Source organism: Bradyrhizobium sp. WYCCWR 12699 (assembly GCF_032144035.1).
Classification (GTDB): Bacteria; Pseudomonadota; Alphaproteobacteria; order Rhizobiales; family Xanthobacteraceae; genus Bradyrhizobium.
Genome location: NZ_JAVTJN010000036.1, coordinates 466,150 through 477,032, shown reverse-complemented (window position 1 = coordinate 477,032; position 10,883 = coordinate 466,150). Strand labels below are relative to the sequence as shown.

Annotated in this window: 9 protein-coding genes; 2 read left to right on the top strand and 7 right to left on the bottom strand. The window is 65.5% G+C overall.

Annotation, left to right across the window (positions count from 1 at the left end):
• The 7 genes from RPS27_RS27120 to lptF all read right to left on the bottom strand — a co-directional run.
• Positions 1 to 859 (bottom strand): alcohol dehydrogenase catalytic domain-containing protein (locus tag RPS27_RS27120; RefSeq protein ID WP_313754717.1); only part of this gene is annotated, 859 nt, incomplete at its 3' end.
• A gap of 24 nt (positions 860 to 883) precedes the next feature.
• Positions 884 to 1,741, bottom strand: coding sequence for a 16S rRNA (adenine(1518)-N(6)/adenine(1519)-N(6))-dimethyltransferase RsmA (gene rsmA / locus RPS27_RS27115; RefSeq protein WP_212066112.1), 858 nt, complete (start codon positions 1,739 to 1,741; stop codon positions 884 to 886).
• Entirely contained in the window at positions 1,738 to 2,778 is a 1,041-nt protein-coding gene (gene pdxA, locus RPS27_RS27110; protein WP_212066114.1) for a 4-hydroxythreonine-4-phosphate dehydrogenase PdxA, read from the bottom strand. Before pdxA ends, rsmA begins: the two co-directional genes overlap by 4 nt.
• Positions 2,778 to 3,716 carry a peptidylprolyl isomerase gene (locus RPS27_RS27105; RefSeq protein WP_194402451.1) on the bottom strand — a complete coding sequence of 313 codons (939 nt, stop codon included), beginning with the start codon at positions 3,714 to 3,716 and terminating at the stop codon, positions 2,778 to 2,780. The genes pdxA and RPS27_RS27105 overlap by 1 nt, the downstream gene beginning before the upstream one ends.
• Before the next feature lie 69 nt (positions 3,717 to 3,785).
• Positions 3,786 to 6,272, bottom strand: a complete 2,487-nt coding sequence (locus RPS27_RS27100; RefSeq protein WP_211417359.1) for an LPS-assembly protein LptD — start codon at positions 6,270 to 6,272, stop codon at positions 3,786 to 3,788.
• Positions 6,272 to 7,369, bottom strand: coding sequence for an LPS export ABC transporter permease LptG (gene lptG, locus RPS27_RS27095; RefSeq protein ID WP_313754716.1), 1,098 nt, complete (start codon positions 7,367 to 7,369; stop codon positions 6,272 to 6,274). The genes RPS27_RS27100 and lptG overlap by 1 nt, the downstream gene beginning before the upstream one ends.
• A complete protein-coding gene (lptF, locus tag RPS27_RS27090; protein ID WP_194402448.1) occupies positions 7,366 to 8,535 on the bottom strand; it encodes an LPS export ABC transporter permease LptF in 1,170 nt (389 codons plus the stop codon). The genes lptG and lptF overlap by 4 nt, the downstream gene beginning before the upstream one ends.
• Before the next feature lie 340 nt (positions 8,536 to 8,875).
• Between lptF and RPS27_RS27085 the strand changes: the two genes are divergently transcribed.
• Together RPS27_RS27085 and RPS27_RS27080 are read left to right on the top strand one after the other, a co-directional pair.
• Entirely contained in the window at positions 8,876 to 10,375 is a 1,500-nt protein-coding gene (locus RPS27_RS27085) for a leucyl aminopeptidase (protein ID WP_211417358.1), read from the top strand.
• A 7-nt stretch (positions 10,376 to 10,382) separates the two neighbouring features.
• Positions 10,383 to 10,835: a DNA polymerase III subunit chi gene (locus tag RPS27_RS27080; protein WP_211417357.1), complete on the top strand. Its 453-nt coding sequence runs from the start codon at positions 10,383 to 10,385 to the stop codon at positions 10,833 to 10,835.
• The last annotated feature ends 48 nt before the right edge of the window (positions 10,836 to 10,883 follow it).

Sequence of the window (10,883 nt, the reverse complement as noted above, 5' to 3'; positions counted from 1 at the left end):
CCATCGGCAGCGTGAACTGGCCGCCCATCAGGCCGGAGACCACGATCTTGCCGCCGCGCGCGGCGACCGCGACCGCAAAGGCCATCGATTTCTCGTTGCCGGCGAAATCGACGATCTCGTCGAAGCCGCCTTCGGTCTCTTTCAGGATGCGCTTGATCACGTCGGGCTCGGACGGGTCGTAGGCGACCGCGGCACCGTTGTTCAGCGCGGTGTCGCGCGCGGCGGGCGAGAGGTCGGCGACCGTGATCGGCTGCTTGAACATCGCCTGCGCGAACGACAGGCCCATCATGCCGACGCCGCCGAGGCCGATCAGCAGGAGGTTGCGTTGGCGCGGACGATCGACCAGGCGCTTGAGCGCGCCATAGGCGGTGACGCCGGAGCACATCAGCGTCGCGGCCTGGTTGACGGGCAGGGGATCGTAGTCGAGCAGATATTTCGCGTCGGGCACCAGCACGTGGGTGGCAAATCCGCCATCGATGGACACGCCGAGGAAGCGCTGCTTCACGCAGAGGTTCTCATCGCCGTTGGCGCAATCGCGGCACTGGCCGCAGCCGATCCAGGGGAAGACGGCTTTCTTCGTGCCAACGAGATTGGCCGCGACGTCAGGGCCGACCTCGTCGACCACGCCGGCGATCTCGTGGCCCAGCGTGAAGGGCAGCGTCATGCCGCGCGTGGTGTCGAGCTTCTTGCCGCCGCCGAGATCGGCATAGCCGTCCTGGATGTGCAGGTCGGAATGGCAGAGGCCGCAGCGCTCGATGCGCACCAGCACCTCGCGCCCTTGCGGCTTCGGCGTGTCGACGATGGTCTCGCACAAGGGCGCGTCGAACTTGACCAGGGACTGCCTGCGCATCAACGCCATTTTCTTTCCTCCGGAATTTCTTCGTTACTCGGTTTCGCTGCGTATATCCGCCAATTCCCGGGCCATGGCAACAAAGCCCGATATCGGAATGGTCTCGGCGCGCCGCGTCGCATCGACGCCGGCGGCCGCAGCAAGCCGCGCGGGGTCCACGCCGAGCGACTTCAGGCTTTGGCGCAGCATCTTGCGGCGCTGGCCGAAGGCGCTGGCCGCGACCTGTTCGAGCAGCTTGCGATCGCACGGCAATGGTGCTGCGCGCGGCGTGAGGCGCACGACGGAGGAGGTGACCTTTGGCGGCGGCACGAAGGCGGATGGCGCAATGTCGAACAGGATCTTGGTCTCGCAGCGCCAGTTGGCGAGCACGCCGAGCCGGCCATAGGCCTCCTCGTCCTCGTGCGCCACGATGCGCTCGCCGACCTCGCGCTGGAACATCAGCACCATCATGTCGTACCAGGGTGGCCAGGGCTCGGTGGTGAGCCAGTTGATCAGGAGCTGGGTCGCGATGTTGTAGGGCAGATTGGCGACGATTTTCGCCCGCTCGCCATTGAGCAACGGGCGGGGATCGAAAGTCATGGCATCGCCATGCACGATCTCGAGCCTGTCAGGGTAGCGCGCGGAAATATCCTGCAAGGCAGGGATCGCGCGCTCGTCGTGCTCGATGGCGATGACGCGTTTGGCGCCGAGCGCGAGCAGTGCGCGCGTCAGCCCGCCCGGGCCGGGGCCGATCTCGACGATGGTGGAATCCTCGAGCGGCGCCGCGGCGCGCGCGATGCGCGCCGTCAAATTGAGATCGAGCAGGAAATTCTGGCCGAGCGATTTCCGCGCCGACAGCGCATGCCGGCGAATGACCTCGCGCAGCGGCGGGAGGTCGTCGATCGCGCTCATCTGATGTTCGCGGCCGCCATGCGGCTGGCGAGCCGGAGCGCCGCGATCAGGCTGGCCGGATTGGCCTTCGCCGTGCCGGCGATATCGAAGGCGGTGCCGTGGTCGGGCGAGGTGCGGACGAAAGGCAGCCCAAGCGTGACATTGACCGCGTTGTCGAAGGCGACGGTCTTGATCGGGATCAGCGCCTGGTCGTGATACATGCAGACGGCGCAGTCATAGGTGCTGCGCGCGGCCTCGTGGAACATGGTGTCGGCGGGCAGCGGGCCCCTGGTCTCGATGCCTTCGCCGCGCAGCGTCCTGAGCGCGGGGGCGATGACGGTCTGCTCCTCGTGGCCGAGCGAGCCGTCCTCGCCGGCATGCGGATTGAGGCCGGAGACCGCAATGCGCGGCCGCGCGATTCCGAAGCGGGATTTCAGCTCGGTTGCGACGATGCGCACGGTCGAGACGATCAGCTCGCTGCTGAGCTCTGCCAGCGCGTCGCGGATCGAGACGTGAATGGTCACGGGCACCACGGCGAGTTGCGGCGACCACAGCATCATCACCGGCTGCGGCACGCGCCCGTTCTCCGCGGCGAGCTCGGCGAGGAATTCGGTGTGGCCGGGATGTCGGAAGCCCGCGCGGTAGAGTACGCTCTTGGCGATCGGATTGGTGACGACCGCGCCGGCGCGGCCCTCGCGGACGTCCGCGACCGCCTGCCGGATCGAGGCGAGTGCGGCGGGCGCGCTTGATGCGTCGGGCTTGCCGGGCTCGGCGGTGGCGCGCTCGCCGGTGGCGACCACGGGCAGGGCATCGGTGAAGGCCGAAGCGGCCTCGCCGGGGCTCACCGCCGCGGTCCTGACGTCGGCCCCCAGCGAGGTGGCGAGCGCCCTGGCGCGGCGCGCGATCAGCGCCTCGTCACCGAGCAGATAGAAGGCGGGCAGGTTAAGCTCGCGGCGCCGCAGCCAGGCCGCGATCGTGATGTCGGGGCCGATGCCGGCGGGCTCGCCCAGGGTCAGCGCAAGAGGAAGGGGAAGCGCCTTTGCTGCGGAAGCGGCCATCAGCGATGGTTGCGATATTCGATCATCGCCGCCTTGCGGAGATCGTCGAGATAGGCCTTCTGGGTCTTCTCGTACTTCTCCTGATACATCTTCTCGCGGACCTCGCGCTTCTTCGGCGTGTCGATCATGGTCGGCTTGCGCGAGCACAGCACCACCATCTCGATGCCGTTCTTGGTCAGCTCGGGCGCGGTGAGGTGGCCGATCGGCGTGTCATCGAGCACCTTGCGCAACGCCTCCGGCAGCTCCGCTGTGGTCTTGGTGACGCTGTCGCGGATGGTGGCGTTCGGTGTCGAGCGGAACAGCGAATTGGCTTCCTCGCAGCTTCCGACACGCGACCGATAGGTCTCGGCTTCCTTCTTCCGCGTCTCCAGGAACGCGGCGGACGAGCCGCGCGGCACGATCAGCACGATCGGCTGCATCTTGTATTCGGTGCCTTCGATCTGCAGCTTGTCGCCGGTCTGGGCCTGCACGGCCTGGGCGACGTCGCGCTCGCCGACCAGCAGCTTCTCCTTGAAGCGGCCGCGCACGAGGCTGGTCCAGACCATCTCGGCCTTCATGCGGCCCTTCAGCGTTTCGGGGCGCACGCCTTTGGATTCGAGCGACTTGGTGAGCTGCTCCGGCGAGATGCGCATGCGCTGCGCCATGCCCTCGTAGGACTGGTTGACGTCGGAGACGCCGGGATCGACCCCGTACTTCCTGCCCTCCTTCATCTTCACCTTGTCGTCGATCAGCTCGTTGATGACCTCCTGCCGGCTCGGGGTCTTCTGTGTCGTCAGCTGGTCGAGCTTGGAGCGCTGCTCGATGTCGAAATCGGTGATCGGATCGCCGTTGACCATGACGACGATGTTCTGCGCGCGCGAGGCCGAGGGCAGTCCGGTCAGGATCAGCCCGGCGCTGACGGCAAGGAGGAGGCGGAAGACGGGCAATAGGGTCGTCATGATTGTCGCTCGCATGTCAGCCGCGTCGAGCCTGTGATGAGGGCAAGCGCGGCCGGCACTTCAAACCGTTCACTGGAGGCCGGAGGAACTGCTGGCCGTCGTCGAGGTCGCCAGCGTGCGCAGGCCGATCTGGAACATGAACGCATGGCTCAGCACGGGCGGCGTGGTGCCCGCTGAATAACTATACGAAGTTACATAGTTCGCCGCCAGCACGAAGCAATCGTCGACATAGCCGGCGCCGAGCACATATTGGTTGATCTTGTTGGCCTCGAGGTCCCACCGCGCCGAGCCCGACACCACCCAGTTGTTCGCGACCTTCAGCGATCCCGAGGTCAGGATACCCTCGCGGCGGGTTAGATAGCCGAGCTCCGGCTGCGCTGCGTAATTGCCGTACAGCACGCTGACCGACCAGCGATTGAAGTTGGCGCGGCCTTCCGCCTCGAAGCGCTGCACGTTCCAGGTCTGCTCATCCATGCGGGAGCGGACGCTGAACGTGTAGGTGCTGTTGGGCGAGTAGCTGGCGCTCGCGACGTAATCCGAGCGCGGCTTGTCCAGGCCGGAATTGAGGCCGGTGTTGATGCTGTCCTGGACCGCGAAGGAATTCATGCCGAACAGCTGGTAGGACTGGCCGAACAGCACCTTGACCGCGCCGCCCCTGTCGAACTGCGTGGTGGACTGCACGCCGACATTGGCGCGGCCGCCGCCCTCGACGCGGTCGTAGCCCGAGAACTTGTCGACGCTGAACAGGTTCGAGGCGTCGAACACCATGCTCTGGGCATCCTCGTTCGGCAGCTTGCCGGCATAGGTCTCGTTCGGCCGGATGATGATCTGCGCGATCGGCTCGAGCGTGGTCGATCCCCAGGGCTGGATGTTGATGAAGGGGTAGCGATATTCGAGACCCACGGTCGGCATCAGGCGGAACGCCTGGGTGTCGCCGACGGGAAGATAGTTCGACACGCCCGGCTGGTTGGAGACCGAGGAATTGATCGCGTCGGCGCGCAGGCTCGCGAACGGCGTCCAGATCTGGCCGAACGGATCGGTGAAGGACTTGCGCCACTGCGCTTCCGCCGTGAGGCGGGTGTAGGTGCCGGGGAAGCCGCGCAGCAGGCACTGCGAGGGCAGGCGCGCCAGCGGATCGGCCGATGCCGTCGTGCACAGGCTGCTCGTGTTGGCCGTCGTCGTGATCGGATCGAACGCCGCCTGCTCGCGCGACAGGTTCACGAAATTGGTCTTGTAGCTGAACTCGCCGCCGAACACCGGATAGTTGAGCACGTTGGAATAGTCGATCACCGGATAGACGATCGGCACCTGGCTCTGGTTGCCCGAATAGCTCAGCCAGTACATCGTGCGGGCGTCGAAGAAGCTGCGGTTGCCGACACCGGTCAGATAGAGCTGCGACAGCGCCTCCGTCGGCAGCAGCAGGAACGAGCCGAGCGGATCGCGGTACTGATAGAGGCGGTAGTCCGAGAAGAAATAGTAGTCGGACATCACGACGCCGTCCCAGCCCCAGACCCATTTGTCGTTCAGCGCGAACTGACCCTTGGTGTCGACGGCGCCGCGGAACTGGCGGTCGCCGGGCTGGCCGCTAAACGCGCCGGGATCGAGCTGGTCGATGCCATAGGCGCGGATCTGGTAGGCGCCGTCGATCAGGCGCTGGCGGAATTCGCCCTGCAGCAGCACGCCCTGCCGCGACAGGATGCGGGGGGTGATGGTTGCGTCCATGTCGGGCGCGATCGCCCAATAATAGGGAACCTCGACGCCGTAGCCCGTGTTCGACGTGCCGGCAATGTAGCCCGGCATCAGGAAGCCGCTCTTGCGCTTCACAGTCGGGTCGGGCGTCGAGAAATAGGGCATGTAGGCGAGCGGCACGCCGAAGAATTCGAGCTGGGCCGTCTCGAAATACAGCATCTTCTCCTGCTGGTCGTGGATGATGCGTGCACCCTTGACCTGCCACAGCGGCGGCTTCTTCGGATCGTCCTTACACGGCGCGCAGGCCGTGTAGACGCCGTTCTCGAACACCGTGTAGTTGCCGCTGGAGCGGTCGGCGCGGCTGGCGGCCATGCGGGTCTGGTCCGCCGTGTCCACGCGCAGCGAATCGACGAAACCGTCGCGGTAATCGTCCGAGAGATCCATGATCTCGGCATAGGTGATCTTGCCGTCGGCATCCGTCATGCGGATGTTGCCTTCGGCATGCAGCCGCTTGGTCTTCTGGTCGTAGATGACCCTGTCGGCCTCGACGCTGGTTCCGTTGTAGAACAGCTGGACGTTACCGACCGCGGAAACACGCGAATTGTTGTAGTCGTAGTCGACCTCGGTCGCCTGAACCAGCATCTGGTTGTCGTTGGCGGCCTTCGCCGGCTTCGGACGCGGCGGCAGCGGATTGTAGGTGTATTGGGCGGAGGCCGGCGCCACGGCGGCAACGTCGATCAGCGCGCCGAGGGAGGCCGCGGCAGCGACAGCCATCACGATCCTGCGAAGAGACAAGCCGCACCCGTTCGCGCGCATCACCATGCGGCGCGTCAAACGAGACACGGGTCCTCGATGGACGGCAGTCACTAACCGTCCTCCTGGTACAACAAGGCCAAAAAGCCGGTGAGGCCGCCCACCACCACGGGCAACCACGCCGCAGCGATCGGATGCATCAACTCAGCCTTGCTCAAGTCTTCAGTCACTTTCGACAGAACGTAGAGCAGAAAGCCTGCGCCCACGCCACTCAAAACCATCTTTTGCACGCCGCCCATCCGGAAGAAGCGCAACGACACGGAGGCCGCGAGCATCACCATGGCGGCCAGCAAAAATGGCTGTGCCAGAAGCTTCTGATACTGGAGTCGGTATCCCGCTGTCGCGAAGCCCGAGCTTTCGGACGAGCGGATGTAGGTCGGTAGTTGCCAAAAGGACACAGTTTCCGGGGTGGAAAAGCTGTTGCGGACCTGCGCCTCGGTCAGCGTCGTCGGAATCTCGAGCGTGGCCTGGTCGATCGGCGGGGCGTCCAGCGAAAAGCGGCGGACGCCCTTGAACAGCCAGCGGCCGGCCTCGAGCGTCGCCTCGCGCGCCTCGACCCGCTCCTTGAAGTGCTGCTCGGGGTCGAACCGGAACAGCGTCAGCCCCGTGAGCCGGATGCCCTGCTGCTCGCTGCGGGCCGCATTGATGATGGTCTGGCCGTCGCTGGTCACCTGATTGAGCCAGAAGCCGGAGGCGTCCTGGATGCCGCCGCCGGGCGCCGAGCCGAACAGCTCGGCCTCCATGCGCTTGGAGGCTTCACGCAAATTGGCCGACATCGGATTGTAGGCGACCGTGGCGATCACGCCGATCAGCAGCGCGCTGCCGAGCGCCGGCGAGATGAACTGCCATGCCGAGATACCGGCGGCGCGGGCGACCACGAGCTCCAATCGGCGGGAGAGGGCGAGATAGCAGGTCATGGCGCCGATCAGCATGCAGAACGGCGTCAGCTTCTCCAGAAGCTGCGGCACCCGGAACAGCGAGGTCTCGGCCACCATGAGCGCGGAGGCGGAGGCCAGTCCGGAGGTCTTGCGCACCATCTCGATATAGTCGACCAGCACCAGCAGCAGGAAAATGCTGGCGAACACGCCGAGCGCCGCGACCACGAAGCGGCCGGCGAAATAGCGCCCGAGTGTATTGGTGAGCATGCTCATGCGGTGGCCGGACGTCCGAACAGCCGCGCGATGCGCGCATTCGACCTGTTGATGGCCTCCATCAGGCCGGGGGGCGGCTCGACCACGACGCCGCTGATGATCATCCACAGTCCGACGCCGATGGCGCCGAAGACCATCGCATATTGCACCAGCACCGGGCTCGACGACTTCACCGCCATCACCGAGCAGGCAAAGCCCGCCATGCGCAGGCCGAACACCGCGATGATCGACGAGCCGATCGAGAAGTTGCGGCTCTGGCGGGTGGTGCGCGGCGCGCCGAGGAAGGCGAAGGTCAGCACGGCAAAGGCAAACGGATAAATCGGAGCCAACAGGCTGTCATGCAGGGCCGAGCGGAATTGCCCGGGGATCTGCTTGTAGACGGGGTCGTCCTCGGACGGCGAGAACAGCTCCCACAGATAGCGCTCGCGGATGCCCAGGGTGACGTCGCGGCCCTGGTTGGAGAATTTCGACATGTCGAAGCCGTAGCGGCCGAAAGCCACCAGCGCCGGATCGCGCTTGCCGGCCTCGAAGCGCTGGAGATTGCCGGTCTCCAGCACCAGGAACGAGCCGGTCTCGTTCTTCACGACCTCGCCGCGTTCGGCGACGATCGAGACGCGCTCGTTCGGATCGCGGCGGTCGTCGATGAAGATGCCGGCCAGGATGCCGCCGGGCTGGCGCTCGCGAATCCGGATCGTGAGGTTCTTGTCGAGCTGGGCAAAGCGGCCGGGCTGCAGGATGTTGGTGAGCACGTCCGCGGTGATCTCGGCGTCCCACTGCTTGATTCGCCGCATCCCGTCGGGGGCCAGATAGGCCGCGATGAAGGCAACCAGCAGCGCCACCACGCAGGTGGCGTAGAAGAACGGATAGAACAGCCGGAACGGCGAGAAGCCGGCGGCATTCATCACGATGATCTCGGAATCGGTCGCGAGCTTGTTCAGCGTGTGCGAGATCGCGATCATCAGCGCGATCGGCGAGATGATCAGGACAAGGGCCGGGATGACGAGGCTGGTGATGCCGAGGAAGGTGAGGATGGTCTGACCCTGGCTCGTCATCAGGTCGATGCCGCGCAACGCCTGCGTAATCCAGATCACGCCGGTGAGGCTGACCAGGACCAGCGCAAACGACGCCAGCGTCGTGCGGAAGATATACTTATCGATCGACCCCATGCGCTACCGCACGAATCCCACCAAGTCCCCAATGTCGGCCGAAATCCCGCCGGTCCAACCAATCCCCGAGCAGGGGATCCCCAAGGTTGGCCAGCGCCTCTTCCGCCAGCTTACTCTCTCACTACCATCCCTTTGATCCGTCAACAAAATGGCTGCCCCGTGGCACCCTCAATATATGGTTAATATTTCCCTCGTTGTGGCCTGCCGGCCACGGGGGTGCCTGGCATCTGCCGGGCCGCTGGCCCATAGTGCGCAAGGCTCACTGAATCGTCGTTCAGGTCCGTCGCCCCGCCAGGACCCGTGAACGGCAAAAAGACCAAGAATTTTGAAGGAGTTACCCATGTCCGATGCCATCAAGGTCGGCTTCGTCCCGCTGTCATCAGCCGCCCGTGGCATCCTGGTCGTGTTCTGCGACGACAATCTGAAGGTCGGCCCCGCGACGGCCAAGGCGCTGGGCGGCGCCGTCGACCTCGTGAAGCGCGCGGCCGCCGCTGCCGCCTTCAAGGGTAAGAGCGGGGCGGCGCTGGACGTCCTGGCGCCGGAAGGGGTGAAGGCCACTCGCCTGATCGTGATCGGCGCCGGCAAGGCGGCCGGCCTGAAGGCGAACGATTTCCTCAAATTTGGTGGTGTGGCGGCGAGCAAGCTTCCCGCAGGAAGCGCCGCCATGACCATCATGGCGGAACTGCCCGATGGTGCGATGGGAAGCGAGCAGGCGGTTGCGATCGCCTCGGGCCTGCGCCTGCGCGCCTACAAGTTCGACCGCTACAAGACCAAGAAGAAGGACGGCGAGGAGGGGCCCCCGCGCGCCGACATCTCGCTTGCGGTCGGCGATGCCGCTGCCGCGAAGAAGGCGTTTGTCGCGGCCGGCCACGTCGTCGACGGCGTGATCATCGCGCGCGACCTCGTCAACGAGCCGCCGAACGTGCTCTTCCCCGAAGAATTCGCGCGCCGCGCCAGTCAGCTCCGGAAGCTCGGCGTCAAGGTCGAGGTGCTCGACGTCAAGGCGATGCAGAAGCTCGGCATGGGCGCGCTGCTCGGCGTCGGCCAGGGCTCGGCGCGACCGAGCCGGACCGTGATCATGCGCTGGGACGGCGGCAAGAAGGGCGAGGCGCCGGTCAGCTTCATCGGCAAGGGCGTTTGCTTCGACACTGGCGGCATCTCGATCAAGCCGGCCGGCAGCATGGAGGACATGAAGGGCGACATGGGGGGCGCAGCCTGCGTCGTCGGCCTGATGCACGCGCTGGCGGCGCGCAAAGCCAAAGCCAACGTGGTCGGCGCCATCGGTCTCGTCGAGAACATGCCCGACGGCAATGCGCAGCGGCCGGGCGATATCGTCACCTCGATGTCGGGCCAGACCATCGAGATCATCAACACCGACGCGGAGGGTCGCCTCGTGCTGGCGGACGTACTCTGGTACGTCGCCAAGAAGGTGAAGCCGAAATTCATGGTGGATCTGGCGACGCTGACGGGCGCGATCGTGGTCGCGCTCGGCACCGAGCATGCCGGCATGTTCTCCAACAATGACGAGCTTGCCGAACGCCTGCTGGCGGCCGGCACCGAGAGCGGGGAAAAGGTCTGGCGCATGCCGCTCGGTGCCGAATACGACAAGCTGATCGATTCCCAGTTCGCCGACATGAAGAACACCGGCGGCCGTCATGGCGGATCGATCACCGCGGCGCAGTTTCTGCAGCGCTTCGTCGACGGCACACCCTGGGCCCATCTCGACATCGCAGGCACCGCCATGGGCGCGCCGAAGACCGACATCAACCACAGCTGGGGCGCGGGCTACGGCGTCCGTCTGCTCGACCGCCTGGTCGCCGATCACTACGAGCGCAAGTGACCTCGCGATGACGGAAGTGCTGTTCTACCATCTGCAAAACATGACGGTGGAGAACGTCTTGCCGCCGCTTCTCGAGAAATCGCTCGAGCGCGGCTGGCGCGTCGTGGTGCAGTCGACCTCGGAGGAACGGGCCGACGCGCTCGACGCCCATTTATGGACCTATCGCGACGATTCCTTCCTGCCGCACGCGACATGGCGCGTGAACGATGCCGCCGATCAGCCGATCGTGCTGGCGATCGAGGAGGGCAATCCCAACGGCGCCCATGTCCGCTTCCTGGTCGACAATGCGGCCCTCCCGGAGGACGCGCAGGGCTATGCGCGCATGGTGCTGCTGTTCAACGGTGATGATCCGGATGCGCTGGCGCTCGCCCGCAGTGCCTGGACGGATTGCAAGGCGAAGGGATTTGATGTCACCTATTGGCAGGCCGACGAACGGGGCCGGTGGCAGCGTCGGAATTAGCGTCCTTGGCGATCATCCTTTGCAATCATCCTTGGCAATCGTCCTTGG

Coding starts and splice junctions, on each gene's coding strand:
- RPS27_RS27085 (WP_211417358.1), top strand. CDS start 8,876: ATGTCCGATGCCATCAAGGTCGGCTTCGTCCCGCTGTCATCAGCCGCC.
- pdxA (WP_212066114.1), bottom strand. CDS start 2,778: ATGGCCGCTTCCGCAGCAAAGGCGCTTCCCCTTCCTCTTGCGCTGACC.
- lptF (WP_194402448.1), bottom strand. CDS start 8,535: ATGGGGTCGATCGATAAGTATATCTTCCGCACGACGCTGGCGTCGTTT.
- lptG (WP_313754716.1), bottom strand. CDS start 7,369: ATGAGCATGCTCACCAATACACTCGGGCGCTATTTCGCCGGCCGCTTC.
- rsmA (WP_212066112.1), bottom strand. CDS start 1,741: ATGAGCGCGATCGACGACCTCCCGCCGCTGCGCGAGGTCATTCGCCGG.
- RPS27_RS27080 (WP_211417357.1), top strand. CDS start 10,383: ATGACGGAAGTGCTGTTCTACCATCTGCAAAACATGACGGTGGAGAAC.
- RPS27_RS27105 (WP_194402451.1), bottom strand. CDS start 3,716: ATGACGACCCTATTGCCCGTCTTCCGCCTCCTCCTTGCCGTCAGCGCC.